The sequence below is a fragment of the Hydrogenophaga sp. T2 genome (assembly GCF_049843535.1).
Lineage (GTDB): Bacteria > Pseudomonadota > Gammaproteobacteria > Burkholderiales > Burkholderiaceae_C > Hydrogenophaga > Hydrogenophaga crocea.
In genome coordinates this window covers 259,298-274,864 of the sequence record NZ_JBBHZJ010000007.1, presented here as the reverse complement: position 1 = coordinate 274,864, position 15,567 = coordinate 259,298, and the positions used below count along the sequence as shown (strand labels likewise).

The 15,567-nt window shown below is 69.0% G+C and carries 14 protein-coding genes, 1 tRNA gene and 1 riboswitch; of the genes, 4 read left to right on the top strand and 11 right to left on the bottom strand.

What is annotated here, in order from left to right; all coding sequences use genetic code 11:
• Positions 1-113: 113 nt before the first annotated feature.
• The 4 genes from pssA (at position 114) to WDZ95_RS17615 (ending at position 5,758) form a co-directional block, all read left to right on the top strand.
• The gene (gene pssA, locus WDZ95_RS17630; RefSeq protein ID WP_166226755.1) at positions 114-923 is read left to right on the top strand and encodes a CDP-diacylglycerol--serine O-phosphatidyltransferase; all 810 of its coding nucleotides are present in this window, start codon (positions 114-116) and stop codon (positions 921-923) included.
• A 216-nt stretch (positions 924-1,139) separates the two neighbouring features.
• Positions 1,140-2,828, top strand: coding sequence for a 2-isopropylmalate synthase (leuA, locus tag WDZ95_RS17625; protein ID WP_425780323.1), 1,689 nt, complete (start codon positions 1,140-1,142; stop codon positions 2,826-2,828).
• A 28-nt stretch (positions 2,829-2,856) separates the two neighbouring features.
• Entirely contained in the window at positions 2,857-4,398 is a 1,542-nt protein-coding gene (locus WDZ95_RS17620; RefSeq protein WP_166226753.1) for a 2-isopropylmalate synthase, read from the top strand.
• Between the two features lie 175 nt (positions 4,399-4,573).
• Positions 4,574-5,758 (top strand): serine hydrolase, encoded by a 1,185-nt coding sequence (locus WDZ95_RS17615; protein ID WP_166226752.1) that lies wholly within the window; start codon positions 4,574-4,576, stop codon positions 5,756-5,758.
• Here the strand turns inward: WDZ95_RS17615 and WDZ95_RS17610 are convergent, their stop codons facing one another.
• The 11 genes from WDZ95_RS17610 to WDZ95_RS17560 all read right to left on the bottom strand — a co-directional run bounded on the left by WDZ95_RS17610 (position 5,759) and on the right by WDZ95_RS17560 (position 15,562).
• Positions 5,759-6,562 (bottom strand): IclR family transcriptional regulator, encoded by an 804-nt coding sequence (locus WDZ95_RS17610; RefSeq protein ID WP_166226751.1) that lies wholly within the window; start codon positions 6,560-6,562, stop codon positions 5,759-5,761.
• A gap of 64 nt (positions 6,563-6,626) precedes the next feature.
• Positions 6,627-7,367, bottom strand: coding sequence for an arginyltransferase (locus WDZ95_RS17605; RefSeq protein WP_166226750.1), 741 nt, complete (start codon positions 7,365-7,367; stop codon positions 6,627-6,629).
• Complete coding sequence (gene aat / locus WDZ95_RS17600) at positions 7,364-8,131, bottom strand: leucyl/phenylalanyl-tRNA--protein transferase (protein WP_425780319.1); 768 nt, start codon at positions 8,129-8,131, stop codon at positions 7,364-7,366. The genes WDZ95_RS17605 and aat overlap by 4 nt, the downstream gene beginning before the upstream one ends.
• Positions 8,132-8,161: 30 nt before the next feature.
• Positions 8,162-8,509 carry a VanZ family protein gene (locus WDZ95_RS17595; RefSeq protein ID WP_166226748.1) on the bottom strand — a complete coding sequence of 116 codons (348 nt, stop codon included), beginning with the start codon at positions 8,507-8,509 and terminating at the stop codon, positions 8,162-8,164.
• An 81-nt stretch (positions 8,510-8,590) separates the two neighbouring features.
• Positions 8,591-8,666 (bottom strand) — tRNA-Asn (locus tag WDZ95_RS17590).
• Between the two features lie 58 nt (positions 8,667-8,724).
• Positions 8,725-10,905 carry a TonB-dependent siderophore receptor gene (locus WDZ95_RS17585; RefSeq protein WP_425780317.1) on the bottom strand — a complete coding sequence of 727 codons (2,181 nt, stop codon included), beginning with the start codon at positions 10,903-10,905 and terminating at the stop codon, positions 8,725-8,727.
• Between the two features lie 69 nt (positions 10,906-10,974).
• Positions 10,975-11,077, bottom strand: a riboswitch (TPP riboswitch).
• A gap of 31 nt (positions 11,078-11,108) precedes the next feature.
• A complete protein-coding gene (locus WDZ95_RS17580) occupies positions 11,109-12,161 on the bottom strand; it encodes an NAD(P)/FAD-dependent oxidoreductase (RefSeq protein ID WP_425780315.1) in 1,053 nt (350 codons plus the stop codon).
• Position 12,162: 1 nt separating this feature from the next.
• Positions 12,163-12,492, bottom strand: coding sequence for a ferredoxin FdxA (gene fdxA / locus WDZ95_RS17575; protein ID WP_425780313.1), 330 nt, complete (start codon positions 12,490-12,492; stop codon positions 12,163-12,165).
• Between the two features lie 45 nt (positions 12,493-12,537).
• A complete protein-coding gene (locus WDZ95_RS17570) occupies positions 12,538-13,842 on the bottom strand; it encodes a sulfate adenylyltransferase subunit 1 (protein ID WP_425780311.1) in 1,305 nt (434 codons plus the stop codon).
• Positions 13,842-14,828, bottom strand: a complete 987-nt coding sequence (gene cysD, locus WDZ95_RS17565) for a sulfate adenylyltransferase subunit CysD (protein WP_425780309.1) — start codon at positions 14,826-14,828, stop codon at positions 13,842-13,844. Before cysD ends, WDZ95_RS17570 begins: the two co-directional genes overlap by 1 nt.
• Positions 14,825-15,562: a phosphoadenylyl-sulfate reductase gene (locus WDZ95_RS17560; protein WP_425780307.1), complete on the bottom strand. Its 738-nt coding sequence runs from the start codon at positions 15,560-15,562 to the stop codon at positions 14,825-14,827. The genes cysD and WDZ95_RS17560 overlap by 4 nt, the downstream gene beginning before the upstream one ends.
• Positions 15,563-15,567: the final 5 nt, after the last annotated feature.

Below are 15,567 nucleotides of genomic sequence, written 5' to 3'. Positions count from 1 at the left end.
GCGCGACGCAAGGCCGGGGCCGCGCAGGTGGCCCCGGCCTTTTTCATTCGGGCGCGTGGCACGTACACTGCGCCCCTGGCGGCCGTCTTGTGCCGCGGCGACCCATTGCACCCATGCACGACGGAACCGAGACCGAAATCGAACGCACTGCCGACGCACCACGCCGGCCCAAGGGCATCTACTTCCTGCCCAACATGATCACGCTGGCCGCGCTCTTCGGCGGCTTCTATGCGGTGGTCATGGCCATGAACGAGCGCTTCGACCTCGCGACCGTGGGCATCTTCGTGGCCATGGTGCTCGACAGCCTCGACGGCCGCGTGGCCCGGCTCACGAACACGCAAAGCGCCTTCGGCGAGCAGATGGACTCGCTGGCCGACATGGTGTCCTTCGGCGCGGCGCCCGCGCTCATCGCCTACGAATGGGCGTTGCGTGACCTCGGCCGCTGGGGCTGGATCGCGGCCTTCGTGTATTGCGCCTGCGCCGCGCTGCGCCTCGCGCGTTTCAACGTGAACACCGGCGTGGTCGACAAGCGCTTCTTCCAGGGCCTGCCGTCGCCCGCGGCCGCGGCACTGGTGGCGGGTTTCATCTGGCTCATGCAGGAGACCGGTGTGGCGCCCATGGACGTCACCTGGGTGCTCTTCGCGCTCACCCTCTACGCGGGGCTCACCATGGTGACCAACGTGCCCTTCTACAGCTTCAAGGACCTGAGCCTGAAAAAGAGCGTGCCGTTCGCGGCGCTGGTGCTCGTGGCGCTGGGCATCGCGGTGATCAACATCCACCCGCCCACCGTGCTGTTCCTGCTGTTCGTGGTGTACGGCCTCTCGGGTTATGGCGTGTACTTCTGGCGCAAGTCCAAGGGCCGGCCCACGAGCGTGATCAGCACCTCGACCGACGAGCCCGACGAACGCGGCCTGCATGACTGATCGCACCCATCGTCAACCCCTATCGGGTCGCTGATGGGCTTGTGATACATTGCATCGCATGTTTTCCCAAGCCGCTTCGCTGCTACTACTGGGTGTCCTGACCGGGCAGATGCGGTAGCGCGCGAGCGATTCACACCAAACGGCCCGTTTGCACCCGCAGCGGGCCGTTCGTGTTTCTGGGGCTGCGGGTTCTGTCGAACCGAGAGAGTCCACACCATGCTCAAGCAACCTGCAAGCAAGTACGCCGCCTTCCAGCCCGTCGGCCTCAAGGACCGCACCTGGCCCGATGCCGTCATCCGCAAAGCACCGGTCTGGCTGAGCACCGACCTGCGCGATGGCAACCAGGCGCTGATCGAGCCCATGGACGTGGAACGCAAGCTGCGCATGTTCCGCCAGCTCGTGAAGATCGGCTTCAAGGAGATCGAGGTCGGTTTCCCCTCGGCCTCGCAGATCGAATTCGAATTCGTGCGCCGCCTGATCGAGGAAAACCTGATCCCGGAGGATGTGACGATCCAGGTGCTCACCCAGGCCCGCGAGCCCCTGATCCGCCGCACCTTCGAGGCCTTGCAGGGCGCGCGCAGCGCCATCGTGCACCTCTACAACGCCACCGCACCCGTCATGCGCCGGGTGGTGCTGGGCATGGACGAGGACGCAATCGTGGCGCTCGCCACCGACAACGCGCGCCTGTTCAAGCAGCTCGCTGCCGAGCAGCCGGGCACGCGCTGGACCTTCCAGTACTCACCCGAAATGTTCTCGGGCACCGAGCTCGCCTTCTCCAAGCGTGTGGTCGATGCGGTGACCGAGGTCTGGGCGCCCACGCCGGAACACAAGTGCATCGTGAACCTGCCGTCCACGGTGGAGCACAGCACGCCCAACATCTTCGCCGACATGATCGAGTGGATGCACCGCCACCTGGCGCGGCGCGACGCCATCGTGCTCTCGGTGCACCCGCACAACGACCGCGGCACGGGCACCGCCGCGGGCGAATTCGCGCTCATGGCCGGCGCCGACCGCCTCGAGGGCTGCCTGTTCGGCAACGGCGAGCGCACCGGCAACCTCGACATCGTGAACGTGGCGCTCAACCTCTACACGCAAGGCGTGTCGCCCGGGCTCGATTTCTCCGACATCGACGAGATCCGCCGCACCGTGGAGCACTGCAACCAGTTGCCCGTGCACCCGCGCCACCCCTACGTGGGCGACCTGGTCTACACCTCGTTCTCGGGTTCGCACCAGGACGCGATCAAGAAGGCCTTCGCGGCCCGGCAAGACAACGACGTCTGGAACATGCCCTACCTGCCCATCGACCCCAAGGACCTGGGCCGCAGCTACGAGGCCGTGATCCGCGTGAACAGCCAGTCGGGCAAGGGCGGCATCGCCTACCTGCTCGAAACCGAGTACGGCCTTGAACTGCCGCGGCGCCTGCAGATCGAGTTCAGCCAGGTGGTGCAGGCCGTGATGGACACCGAAGGCAAGGAGCTCGTGGCGCGTGACCTGTGGCAGTTGTTCGAACGCGAATACGGCCTGGCCAGCGCGGCGCCGGCCCATGTGAGCACCACCGAGCAGGCCGACGGCCAGGTGCGCGTGGCCGCGGACCTCGACTGGAACGGCCGCGTGATGCCCGTGCAGGGGCAGGGCAACGGTCCCATCGACGCCTTCGTGAGCGCGCTCAACGCCGCCACGGGCCGCCATGTGCGCGTGCTCGACTACCATGAACACGCCATCGGCGCCGGCGCCCAGGCGCAGGCCATGGCCTACATGGAGCTGCGCGTGGACGGGCAGCACACCGTGTTCGGCGTCGGCCGCGACACCAACATCGTATCGGCCTCGTTCAAAGCCATCGTCTCGGGGCTGCGGCGCGCCGCCCCACAAGCACAATCCGCATCGATCGAACACGCCGCGTCCTGAACGCCGAGCGACCCACCGGAGCCCCACCATGAGCGAACAACTGATCATCTTCGACACCACCCTGCGCGACGGCGAGCAATCGCCTGGCGCCTCCATGACCAAGGACGAAAAGCTGCGCATCGCCCGCCAGCTCGAGCGCCTCAAGGTCGACGTGATCGAGGCCGGTTTTGCCGCCAGCTCGAACGGCGACTTCGAGTCGGTGAAGGCGATCGCCGACACCATCAAGGACTCCACGGTGTGTTCGCTCGCGCGCGCCAACGACCGCGACATCTCGCGTGCGGCCGAGGCGCTCAAGGGCGCGAACCGGGCGCGCATCCACACCTTCATCGCCACCAGTGCGCTGCACATGGAGAAGAAGCTGCGCATGACGCCCGAGCAGGTGCTCGAGCAGGCGCGGCAGTCGGTGCGCTTCGCGCGCAACCTTGTGGGCGACATCGAGTTCAGCCCCGAAGACGGCTACCGCAGCGACGTGGACTTTCTGTGCCGCGTGCTCGAGGCCGTGATCGACGAGGGCGCGACCACGCTCAACATTCCCGACACCGTGGGCTACGCGGTGCCCGAGCTGTATGGCAACTTCATCCGCACCCTGCGCGAGCGCGTGCCCAACTCCGACAAGGCCATCTGGAGCGTGCATTGCCACAACGACCTGGGCATGGCCGTGGCCAACTCGCTCGCGGGCGTGAAGATCGGCGGCGCGCGCCAGGTGGAGTGCACCATCAATGGCCTGGGCGAGCGCGCGGGCAACTGCTCGCTCGAAGAGATCGTGATGGCGGTGCGCACGCGCCGCGACTACTTCGGCCTCACCGTGGGCGTGGACGCCACGCAGATCGTGCCCGCCAGCCGCATGGTGAGCCAGACCACGGGCTTCGTGGTGCAGCCCAACAAGGCCGTGGTGGGCGCCAACGCCTTCGCCCACGCCAGCGGCATCCACCAGGACGGCGTGCTCAAGGCACGCGACACCTACGAGATCATGCGCGCCGAAGACGTGGGCTGGGCCGCGAACAAGATCGTGCTGGGCAAGCTCTCGGGCCGCAACGCCTTCAAGCAGCGCCTGCAGGAGCTTGGCATCGAGATGGAGTCGGAGTCCGAGATCAACACCGCGTTCGCCAAGTTCAAGGAGCTGGCCGACCGCAAGGCCGAGATCTTCGACGAGGACATCCTCGCGCTGGTGAGCGACGAGAGCGTGACGGCCGAGCGCGAGCAGTACGGCCTGGTGTCGCTCTCGCAGCGCAGTGAAACCGGCGAGCGCCCGCACGCCGCCGTGGTGTTCACCGTGGACGGCAAGGAATTCCACGGTGAGGCCGATGGCAACGGCCCGGTCGATGCCTCACTCAAGGCGATCGAGCAGCACGTCAAGAGCGGCGCCGAGCTGCTCCTGTACTCGGTCAACGCCATCACCTCGGGCTCCACCGAAAGCCAGGGCGAGGTCACGGTGCGCCTGCAGCACGGTGGCCGCGTGGTCAACGGCGTGGGTTCCGACCCGGACATCGTGGTGGCCTCGGCCAAGGCCTACCTGAGCGCGCTGAACAAACTCCACAGCAAGGCCGACCGCGTCGCGGCACAGGGCTAAGTTCAAGAAAATCAAGCACTTGGAAGCTCATCGGGCGAAAAGGTCAGAAAAAGGCAGTATGCGTGGCCTTTTTCCTCCGATCGCTCAAGACAGCCTTCCAAGTTTTTGATATTGCTGAATTTTTTCGGCGTCCCTATACTCCCGCCAGCGTTGGTCTGAGCCGGAGTGTGGAGTCATGTTGTTGCGTTCGAATGCCCTGAAATCGCTGTGTGCCCTGGTGATGGCCATGGCTGTGCTGGGCGGCACCACGCTGCCCACCGCTGCCCAGGCCTCGACCACCAACGCCAAGACCAAAAAAGCGCAGGTCAAGAAGGTGCCGGTGAAAAAGCCCGTCGCCGCCAAGACCGCCGCGGCCTCGCGCAAGACCGCCACCCGCAAGGTCAGCGTGGCCCGCGCCAAGACGCCCGTGCAGGCGCGTCGCAGCAAGGTGATGCAGCCCACGGCCAAGGCCGGTGCGGTCAAGGTCAGCAGCAGCCACCTGCGCGCCGTCAAGGCCGAGCCCGCTGCCGCGGTGATGCAAACGGCCATCGCCGCACCGTCCCCGTCCATGGCCCCGCGCATGGGCCTGCGCGACAGCGCCGATCACCTCGATTTCAACTCGAACGTCGCGCTGGTCATCGACCAGCAGACGCAGGAAGTGCTGTTCTCCAAGAACGACCACGCGGTGCTGCCCATCGCGTCGCTCACCAAGCTCATGACGGGCCTCGTCGTGGTGGACGAGAAGCTCGACATGAACGAGCCCATCACCATCACGCGCGACGACATCGACACGCTCAAGGGCAGCGGCTCGCGCCTGGCCGTGGGCACCACGCTCACGCGCGGCGAAATGATGCACCTGGCGCTGATGTCGAGCGAGAACCGCGCCGCCAATGCCCTGGGCCGCACCTACCCGGGCGGCATGCGCGAGTTCGTGCGCCTCATGAACGCCAAGGCGGCCCAGCTGGGCATGCACGACACGCGCTACGTCGAGCCCACGGGCCTCTCGAGCGACAACCGCTCGAGCGCGCGCGACCTCGCCACCCTGGTGTCGGCCGCCTACGAGCGGCCGATGCTGCGCGACCTCTCCACCTCGCCCGGCTATGAAGTCGACGTGGGCCGCCGCACCCTGCAGTACAACAACTCGAACCGCCTGGTGAAGAGCCCCGACTGGGACATCGGCCTGCAGAAGACCGGCTACATCTCCGAGGCCGGCCGCTGCCTCGTGATGCAGGCCCGCGTGGCCGGCCGCCAGCTCATCATGGTGTTCCTCGACGCCACCGGCAAACTCGGCCGCCTGCAGGACGCCGAGCGCGTGCGCCGCTGGGTCGAGAACCGCGGCGGTGACGTGCTCACCACCGAGCGCGCCCGCCCGCAGGGCTGATCAGCGCGCGCCGGGCCGCGGCAAGCGGTCGCTCGGGTGGCCGAGCGCGGCGGAGATTTCTGCCGCAGTCGCCTGCAGCCGAGGCAGCCAGCCCTCGTCGATGCGATCGGCCGGGGCCGAGATCGACAAACCCGCCACGAGCTTGCGCTGGTCGTCGTAAATGCCGGCGGCCATGCAGCGCACGCCGAGCTCCAGTTCTTCGTTGTCGCGCGCCACACCGGTCTGGCGGCATTGCGCGAGCTCGCGCTCCAGCGCGGGCAACTGTGTGAGGCTGTTGCGCGTATTGCCTGCGAGGCCGGTGCGCGTGGCGTAGGCGCGCACGCGCGCGGCGTCGTCGTCGGCCAGGAATAGCTTGCCGGTGGAGGTGAGGTGCAGCGGCGCGCGGCCGCCGATGGCGCGAACCACCTGCATGCCCGATCGCTCGCTGTAGGCGCGCTCCACGTACACGATTTCGTCGCCCTGGCGCACGCTCAGGTTCACCGGCTGCTGGATCTGCTTGTGCAGCTCCCGCATCGGGCCCAGCGCCGCGTCGCGCACGTTGAGTCGCGCCTTCACGAGGTTGCCGAGCTCGAGCAGTCGCATCCCCAGGCGGTAGCTGCCGGCCTCGGGGCGGTCGACGAAGCGGCCGATCGTGAGGTCGTTGAGGATGCGGTGGGCGGTCGAGGGGTGCAGACCGGTCTTCTCGCTGATTTCCTTGAGGGAGACCGGCTCCTCTCGCGAGGCGAGCACCTCGAGCAGGTTGAACATGCGCTCGAGCACCTGGACGGTGGGCGCTGACGGGGGGGTGTCGGTTCGCTTGATCATGATCGGGAGTGCAAGCGCCATCTTACGAGATGAAATCGACCCCGTGTGGCCGACGCGGCCCGGATCAGTCTTCCAGGCGTCTCCAGCGGCCGTCCACCAGCCGCTCGTGCGGGCGGAACCCGGCCTTGTAGGCCATCTTCGGGCTCTGCTCGATCCAGTAGCCCAGGTAGACGTGCGGCAGCTCCAGGGCCCGCGCCTGCTCGATCTGCCACAGCACGCTGTAGGTGCCGTAGGCCGCGCGCGCCTCGGGCTCGTAGAAGGTGTAGACGGCCGACAGGCCGTCGTTGAGCACGTCGATGATCGAGACCATGACCAGGCGCGACGGCTCGCCGTTCGCGTCGGGTTCGTGAAACTCCACGAGCCGCGAGTTGACGCGGCTTTGCAGCAGGAACTGCGTGTACTGGTCGACGCTGTCGTGGTCCATGCCGCCGCCGGCGTGGCGGCTGTTCTGGTAGCGCAGGTAGAGCTGGTAGTGCTCGGGCACGAAGCACAGCTTGAGCACGCGCGTGATCAGACCGGCGTGCTGGCGCTGGGCGCGGCGCTGGCTGCGGTTGGGCGTGAAGCCGTTCACCGGCACGCGCAGCGGGATGCAGGCGTTGCAGCCGTCGCAATACGGCCGGTAGGTGAACATGCCGCTGCGCCGGAAGCCGTGCGTGACGAGGTCCGAGTACGCGTCGTTGTGGATGAGGTGGCTGGGCGTGGCCACCTGGGAGCGCGCCTGCCGGCCCGCGAGGTAGCTGCACGGGTAAGGCGCCGTCGCGTAAAACTGCAGCGCCTGGAGCGGGAGTTCCTTGGGGTGCGTCACGCGCCGTCGTCAGAGGTGAGGATTTCGCGCCAGTATAGGGGGCTGAATTCCCAGCGCGGGGCCGGCTGCAGCAATGCCAGACGCACGTGCTGGACGAAGGCGTCGCGCGGCATCAGGCGCCCGCCCAGCGAGGCCAGGTGGGCCGTGTCCTGCTGGCAGTCGATCAGCGTGATGCCGTGCGCGCGGCAGAACGCCACCAAGGCCGCGAGCGCGATCTTGGACGCGTCGCTGCGGCGGCTGAACATGGATTCGCCGAACACCATGCCGCCGAGGTTGACCGCGTACAGCCCGCCGCACAGCTCGCCATCGATCCAGGTTTCCACGCAGTGGGCCGTGCCCGCGCGGTGCAGGCGGGTGTAGGCCTGCACCATGGCCGGCAGGATCCAGGTGCCGCTCTGGCCCTCGCGCGGCGTCTGGGCGCAGGCCTGGATCACGCGCAGGAAGTCGTGGTCGAAGCGCACCTCGAGCCGCTGCTCGCGCAGCAGTTTCTGCACGGTCTTGCGCAATGAACGATGCAGCCTGAAGCGCGCGGGCTCGAGCACCATGCGCGGGTCGGTGCTCCACCACAGAATGGGCTGGCCCGAGCTGTACCAGGGAAAGATGCCGCGCGCGTAGGCGGCCTGCAGCGTGGGGACGTCGAGCACGCCACCGGCAGCCAGCAGGCCGGGTGCGGGATCGCTGGGGCCCCAGGCCTGTTCCACCGGCGGAAATGGCTCCCCCGGCTCCAGCCAGGGCAGCGGTCTGGTGGGGGGCGTCTGGGTCATGGCGCTATTGTGCGCAGCGCCCGCCGCGCATCAAGCGCGACCCGTCCAGCGTGAGGGCAGGCAGTGCCACACGAGCAACGCCGCTGTGATACCGATCACGTCGGCCAGCCAGTCGATCCATTCGCCGTAGCGCCAGCCCGTGCCCCACTGCATGAGCTCGATCGCGCCGCCCCAGAGCACGAGCCCGGCGGCCAGCGGCCACACGAGCCGCGGATACGCGAGCAGCCCGAGCGCCGCGAGCCACGCGAAGCCCAGCGCGTGCTGGGCCTTGTCCCAAATGCTCATGACCTGCTGGGGCAGCAGTTGCACGGGGACCAGCGAAGCGATGGTCAGCACGCTGAGGCTGAGCCAGAAGCCGAGGCGGAGCAGGGTGCGCATGGGGAGACAGAGCCGTGCCGGCTGGCCCGGGTTCCAGAAACGACAAAGGCCTTCGGATGAAGGCCTTTGCTGTGTGTTGGGTGGCTCCCCGACCTGGACTCGAACCAGGGACCTGCGGATTAACAGTCCGTCGCTCTACCGACTGAGCTATCAGGGAACAGCCTCAGAGTATAGCGTCATTTTGGGCCGTTTTCGAGTCCGCTCGCACGAACTTGTCAGAAAGCGGTGTCCATCGCCACGCGCAGGGTGCGCGAGGCGCCGGGGAACAGGTAGACGTGTTCGTACTGGTAGGGCGCTTCCTGGAAGTAGCGGCGGTCGAACAGGTTGTGGATCGCCACGGTCCAGGTGGTGGGGCGGTTCATGAGGCGCGTGTCGTAGCGCAGCGAGGCGTCCACACGCGTCCACGACGGGATCTTGATCGACTCGTCGGGCAGCACCGTGCGGTTGCCTTCGTGCGAGAGGTGCGCGCCCAGGCGCAGGCCCGGCACCGCGGCCACGCTGTAGCCGAGGTTGGCGCGCAGCACCCATTGCGGCACGTTGGTGGGGCGCTTGCCGTTGAGCGCGGGCGTGAGCACCGAGTCGCGGCGTTCGGCGTCGATCCAGGTCACGCTGGCGTCGTACGACCACGCACCGCTGCGGCGGCCGCCCCCGAGTTCGAGGCCGCGGTGGCGCGCTTCGCCATCGATCACGCGCGTGCACGAGCCCGGCGTGCTGTCGCTGCAGCTGGCGCCGGTGTTGAGGCGGTCGGCCGACACCGGGCGCGCCACGTTGAACAGCGTGGCGTGCCAGCGCGAGCGGCCGTCGTCGGCCTTGAGGCCGATCTCCCACTGGTCACTCTTGAGCGCGGGCAGGGCTTCGCCGTTGTTGGTGTAGCGCGCGCGGCCCGCCACCACCTCCGACTCCACGCCCTGGCCCCAGCTCGCATAGGCCGTGTGCACCGGGCTGAGCTTCACGCTCATGGCGAGCCAGGGCGTGGTGAAGTCCTGGCTGTAGTCGGTGACGCGGCTGCCGTCGGTGCGCACGCTCTGGCGGTCCAGGCGCGTGTGGCGCAGGCCCAGCCAGGTCTGCAGCGCGGGCGTCCACTGGATCACGTCGGTGGCGAAGAACTCGGTGCTGCGTTCGCTGCGGTTGGTGAAGGGGTCGGTGAAGCTCGGGTCGGCGGGCAGCGCGGGCAGGGTGAACAGGTTGCCGGTGCCCACGGCGGCGTTGTTGTCGGCCTGGGGCTGGCCGCGCACACGCAGCCGGCTGGTGAGCACGCCGGCCGAGAGCTTGTGGCCCACGGCGCCGGTCTCGAACTGGCCGTTGATGCGCCACTGCGCGGCGGTCGTGTTGCGCTTCTCGTTGAGGCTGCGGAAGTCGTAGAGATCGAAGTCGCCGTTGGGGCAGTAGCGGTCGGCATAGTAGGTGCCGCTGCCGGCGTCGAAGCAGCCGAACGGGTAGGCGAGGAAGTCGTCGGTGCGCAGGCGCTGCGTGCCGAGCTGGGCCTGCCAATTCCAGCGCGCGTCGATGGCCTGGGTATAGCGCAGGCTGCCGCTGAAGTTGCGGAAGTCCACCGGCTGGCTCCAGGGCTGGGTGTTGATGTTGATCTTGGGGTCGGCCGGCGGCAGCGTGTTGCCGAGCAGGCTCAGGCCCGGCACGCTGGGCTGGCGGCGGCGCGAGAGTTCGAACTCGGCTTCGAGCAGGCTGTCGCGCGAGAGGCGCGCGTCCACCGCGAGCGCGGCCAGGCCGCGCCAGCCCTCGGTGCCGCGCGCCTCGCCCTTGAGCCGTTCGCCCGCGAGGTTGAGGCGGTAGCCGAAGTCGCCTTCGGCGAGCCGGCCGCCCAGGTCGAGGTGGGTGAGCGCATTGCCGTTGCTGTTGACCTCGGCGCGCAGGCGGCGCAGCGGCTCGTTGGTGGGGCGCTTGACCACGGCGTTGAACAGGCCGCCGGGCGCGCTGGTGCCGGCCTGGATGCCGCTGGTGCCTTTGAGCAACTCCACGCGCTCGAGGTGTTCGAGCGAGAGGCTGGTTTCGGCGCTGATGGGCAGGCCGTCGCGGCGGTAGTTGTAGCTCGGGTCGAGCACGAAGCCGCGCACGCTCGCGTAGTCGTAGTAGCCCGCGGCGTTGTAGGCGTCGCCCACCGAGCTGTCGAAGCGGTAGAGGTCGCGCAGCGTGCGCGCGCCGCTGTCGGCGATGGCATCGCTGCCGACCACGGTGGCGCTCACCGGGGTCGACGACAGCGGCTGGTCGCCGAAGCCGGTGACGTCGGCCGTGGCGTCTTGCGCGGCGCTGCGGATGGTGACGGGCGCGAGCGTGGTGTCGGCGCGCGGGGCGGGCTGGGCGGGCTGGGCGTGCGCGGTGGCGCACAGCGCGGCCGCGAGGGCCACGGGGAGCAGACGGAATCGGTTGTGCGTTGCCATGTGGTGGGTCCGGTGACGGTCCATGGCAGGTGGGCGTGGCGGGCGGCCGGGGCCGCACGGCGTGCGGTGGCTGCTTCGCTGCTGCTTCCCTGCGCGAGGATTACCTCAATCAGGTTCGAAGGGACTCTCTCAGTCGCGGCCGGCGAAGGCCACAACACCCCTAGCGGATGCGTTGGTGAAAACGCGCGCGGATTGTATCGGGCCTAGCCCGGCGCCACGCCCAGCAGCCGTTTGAGCCTGGGGCTGGTGGTGGTGTATTGCAGCGGCAGGCGCTCGTCGGGGCGCAGCACCGCGGCCGCGGCGAAGGCCGCGAGCGTGGCCTCGTGGAAGCCGCAGAGGATGAGTTTCTTCTTGCCCGGGTAGGTGTTGATGTCGCCCACCGCGAACAGGCCCGCCTCGCTGGTTTCGCAGCTCTCGGGCTGGACCACGAGCTGCTTGCGCTCCATGGCCAGGCCCCAGTCGGCCACCGGGCCCAGGCGGGGCGACAGGCCCAGCGCCACCAGCAGGTGGTCGAGCGCCAGGGTTTGCGGCTGGCCTTGCGGGTCGAGCAGCTCGAGCGCCTGCAGCCGCCCGGCCTGGGCGCGCAGGCCCGTGGGCTGGCCCACCACGAGCGCGATGCGGCCTGCGGCGATCGCGGCCTGCACGCGTTCGAGCGCGGCCGGGTCGTCCGAGCCCAGCACCTCGCGCCGGTGCAGCAGGCTCAGGCGCGCGGGCGGGGCGGGGCTGTCGAGCAGGCGCAGGGCCCAGTCGATCGCGAGGTCGTCACCGCCGTGCACCACCACGTGCCGGCCCGCGAAGGCCGCGGGGTCGTCGAGGCGGTGCTGCACCTGGGCGGGCTCAAAGGCCTCGATGCCTTCGAGCTTGAGGCGCTTGGGCTGGAACGCGCCCACGCCCGCGGCGATGAACACGGTGCGCGCGAGGAAGGTGGTGCCGGCGCTGGTGGCCACGCGCCAGCGCTGGTCGGCCTCGCGCTGCAGCGTGGTCACCGATTGCCCCAGGTGCAGGGTGGGCGCAAACGGCCGCACCTGCTGCTGCAGGCGCTGCACCAGCTCACGGCCGGTGCAGACCGGCAGGCCGGGGATGTCGTAGATGGGTTTGTCGGGGTAGAGCTCGGCGAGCTGGCCACCCACGTGCGGCAGGGCGTCGATCACCTGCGCCGCGATGCCCTGCAGGCCGAGCTGGAACACCTGCCACAGGCCTGCCGGACCGGCGCCGATCACCAGGGCATCGGTTTCGATCGGCGCAATGTCGGACATCTCAGCGGATCAGCTCGCCGAGCTTGCCGGTGCGGTCTTTCCACGCCTCGGCGTCGGGCAGCGGGGCCTTGCGCTTGGTGATGCTCTTCCAGGTGGGCAGCTTGGCGAGCTCGGCGTTGAGCTCGGTCATGTGCAGCTGGTCCTTGGGCAGGTCTTCTTCGGCGTAAATCGCGCTCACCGGGCACTCGGGGATGCAGACCGCGCAATCGATGCACTCGTCGGGGTCGATCGTGAGGAAGTTCGGACCTTCGCGGAAGCAGTCCACGGGGCAGACATCGACGCAGTCGGTGTATTTGCAGCGGATGCAGGCTTCGGTGACGACGTGGGTCATGGTGGGGTGGGCGGGAATTCGGAAAACAGCGATTTTACGGCGGGCTCAGCGCACCAGCACCGCGGCGGCCGTGCGGTGGCTGGCGGTGTCCACGAGCACCAGCGCACCGAGGGCGCGCGAGCGCACGAAGGGCTGCACCGCGAGCGGCTCCTGCAGCGCGAGCTCCACGTGGCCGATGGCGTTGGGCGGCAGCTCGGTGGCGTCGTGCTCGGCCAGGGTGTGGATGTCGAGCTGGTGCACGATGCGCTTGACCTTGGCCTTGACCCAGCGGTGGCCGTGCAGCGCCCAGTAGGTGCGGCCGGGCAGCAGGGGTTCGTCGTCGAGCCAGGCCAGGGTGGCGGCGATCTCGCGCTGCGGCGCGAGCGACTCGCCGGCCTCGTCCACGGCCAGCAGCCAGTCGCCGCGCGAGACGTCGAGCTCGCGGTCGAGCACGATGCCCGCGCTGTGGCCCGCGGCCACGGTGCCGGGCTGGCGCACGTGGTCGAGCACCTGGGCCACGACGGCGGTCTGGCCGTGGGGCGCCACGCGCACGCGCTGGCCCGCGGCGAGCGTGCCCGCGGCCACGCGGCCCCAGAACACGCGGCGGCCCTGCGAGGTGTCCGACGAGGACGAGAACTTCTCCACCCACTGCACCGGAAAGGCCAGCGGCAGCGCGGCGTCGGGCGCGGTCACGGGCAGCTGTTCGAGCCATTCGAGCAGCGTGGGGCCCTGGTAGCCGCACCAGCCGGCGGCCTCGGGGCCGTCGACCACGTTCCAGCCCTTGAGGGCCGATACCGGCACCACGGCCTTGAAGGCGAGTTCGGCCTGCTCGGCGAAGGCGCGCAACGCGGCACCGATGTGCGCGAAGGCCAGGGCGCTGTCTTCCACGGCGTCGAGCTTGTTCACCGCGAACACCACGGAGGGCACACGCAGCAGCTTGAGCAGCAGGCTGTGGCGGCGCGTCTGCGGCAGCAGCGCGAGCGCGGGGTTGCGCCAGTCGAGCTTGGTGGCGTCGACCAGCACCACCGCGGCGTCGGCGCTGCTCGCGGCCGTGACCATGTTGCGCGTGTACTGCTCGTGGCCGGGTGCGTCGCCAATGATGAACTTGCGCGCCTCGGTGCTGAAGTAGCGGTAGGCCACGTCGATAGTGATGCCTTGCTCGCGCTCGGCCGACAGGCCGTCGGTGAGCAGGGCAAGGTCGGTCTGGCCCTGGCGCTGCACGCCGGCCAGGTGGTCCTGCAGCACGGCCTTGCTGTCCACCAGCAGGCGGCCGATCAGCGTGCTTTTGCCGTCGTCGACGCTGCCGCAGGTGATCAGGCGCAGCGCGGCGCGGGTGTCGTCGGCGACGGGGGTGGCGGTGGCGGTGCTCATCAGAAGTAGCCCTCTTTCTTGCGGCGCTCCATCGAGGCGTCGCTGGTCTTGTCGTCCATGCGCGTGGCGCCGCGCTCGCTGACCTCGGCGGCCAGGGTCTCGATCACGATGTCCTGGGGCGTCGCGGCGGTGCTCTCCACCGGGCAGGTGCAGGTGATGTCGCCCACGGTGCGGAAACGCACGTCGCGCAGCTCCACCCGCTCGCCCTCGCGCGGCGGGGTGAGTTCGGTCACCGGCACGAGCAGGCCGCGGCGGTCCACCACTTCGCGGCGGTGCGTGTAGTAGATCGAGGGCAGGGCGATGTTTTCGCGCGCGATGTACTGCCACACGTCGAGCTCGGTCCAGTTGCTGATGGGGAACACGCGGAAGTGCTCGCCGGGGTGCAGCCGGGTGTTGAACAGGGTCCAGAGCTCGGGGCGCTGGGCCTTGGGCTGCCACTGGCCGAAGCTGTCGCGGTGCGAAAAGATGCGCTCCTTGGCACGCGCCTTTTCCTCGTCGCGGCGCGCGCCGCCGATCAGCGCGTCGAAGCGGAATTCCTCGATGGCTTCGAGCAGCGTGACCGACTGGTGCACGTTGCGGCTCTCGCCCGGGTGGGCCAGGCGCACCGTGCCGCGCTTCATCGAGTCTTCCACGCTGCGCACGATCAGCTCGGCGCCGAGCTCCTGGGCGCGCTGGTCGCGGAAGTCGGTCACCTCGGGGAAGTTGTGGCCGGTGTCGATCATCAGCAGCGGGTAGGGGATGCGGCCCGCGCCAAAGGCCTTCTCGGCGCACTTGAGCATCACCAGCGAGTCCTTGCCGCCCGAGAACAGCAGCGCGGGGCGTTCGAAGGCGCCGGCCACTTCGCGCAGGATGAAGATGGTTTCCTCTTCGAGCGCGTCGAGGTGGGCGTTGCTCAGCTGGTGGGCCGAGGCCTGCATCTCGTGCGAATCGTGCGAATCGTGCAAAAGGGCGGTTTCGACCACGGCGGGTTCGGTGCGGGCGTTCATGCGGGGGTCCGATCAAGAGAGGACACGGCGGCTTGCACATGCAGGCCGCATTCCTTGGCGCTTTCCTGCTCCCACCACCAGCGGCCGGCGCGGAAGTCCTCGCCGACGCTGATGGCGCGGGTGCAGGGCTCGCAGCCGATGCTGGGGAAGAAGCGGTCGTGCAGTTCGTTGTAGGGCAGCTGGTGCGTGGCGATGAAATGCCACACATCGCCCCAGGTCCAGTCGACCAGGGGGTTGAGCTTCACGCGCGCGGGCTCCTGCACCACCTCGCCCACGTCGGCGCGTGCGTTCGACTGCTCGCGGCGCAGGCCGGTGATCCAGCCGTCGTGGCCGTCGAGGGCGCGCGCCAGCGGCTCCATCTTGCGCACGTCGCAGCAGGCCTTGCGCAGCTCGATGCTGCGGTACATCGCGTCGTCGCCGTTCTGGCGCACGAAGTGCACCACGGCTTCGTGCTGCGGGCGGAACACGCGCACGGTGGTGGCGTAGCGCTGCTCGATCCGCGGGATCAGCGCCAGGGTCTCGGCGTGCAGCTTGCCGGTGTCGAGCACGAACACGCTGGCCTCGATGCCGGCCAGGTGGATCAGGTGCGTGACCACCATGTCTTCGGCGCCCAGGCTGGATGCCTGCGTCAGCCGTGGGTGCAGCGCGGCCTGCGCCTGCAGCAGTGCCATGGCGCGCTGCACCTTGGTGTCGAAATCGGCCGAGGGGCGGTCGTAGAGGTCGATGGCGCTCATGGGGC

Excerpts from the sequence above, each read along its gene's own strand:
- pssA (WP_166226755.1), top strand. The coding sequence starts at position 114 with ATGCACGACGGAACCGAGACCGAAATCGAACGCACTGCCGACGCACCA.
- leuA (WP_425780323.1), top strand. The coding sequence starts at position 1,140 with ATGCTCAAGCAACCTGCAAGCAAGTACGCCGCCTTCCAGCCCGTCGGC.
- WDZ95_RS17620 (WP_166226753.1), top strand. The coding sequence starts at position 2,857 with ATGAGCGAACAACTGATCATCTTCGACACCACCCTGCGCGACGGCGAG.
- WDZ95_RS17615 (WP_166226752.1), top strand. The coding sequence starts at position 4,574 with ATGTTGTTGCGTTCGAATGCCCTGAAATCGCTGTGTGCCCTGGTGATG.
- WDZ95_RS17610 (WP_166226751.1), bottom strand. The coding sequence starts at position 6,562 with ATGATCAAGCGAACCGACACCCCCCCGTCAGCGCCCACCGTCCAGGTG.
- aat (WP_425780319.1), bottom strand. The coding sequence starts at position 8,131 with ATGACCCAGACGCCCCCCACCAGACCGCTGCCCTGGCTGGAGCCGGGG.
- WDZ95_RS17595 (WP_166226748.1), bottom strand. The coding sequence starts at position 8,509 with ATGCGCACCCTGCTCCGCCTCGGCTTCTGGCTCAGCCTCAGCGTGCTG.
- WDZ95_RS17585 (WP_425780317.1), bottom strand. The coding sequence starts at position 10,905 with ATGGCAACGCACAACCGATTCCGTCTGCTCCCCGTGGCCCTCGCGGCC.
- WDZ95_RS17580 (WP_425780315.1), bottom strand. The coding sequence starts at position 12,161 with ATGTCCGACATTGCGCCGATCGAAACCGATGCCCTGGTGATCGGCGCC.
- fdxA (WP_425780313.1), bottom strand. The coding sequence starts at position 12,492 with ATGACCCACGTCGTCACCGAAGCCTGCATCCGCTGCAAATACACCGAC.
- WDZ95_RS17570 (WP_425780311.1), bottom strand. The coding sequence starts at position 13,842 with ATGAGCACCGCCACCGCCACCCCCGTCGCCGACGACACCCGCGCCGCG.
- cysD (WP_425780309.1), bottom strand. The coding sequence starts at position 14,828 with ATGAACGCCCGCACCGAACCCGCCGTGGTCGAAACCGCCCTTTTGCAC.
- WDZ95_RS17560 (WP_425780307.1), bottom strand. The coding sequence starts at position 15,562 with ATGAGCGCCATCGACCTCTACGACCGCCCCTCGGCCGATTTCGACACC.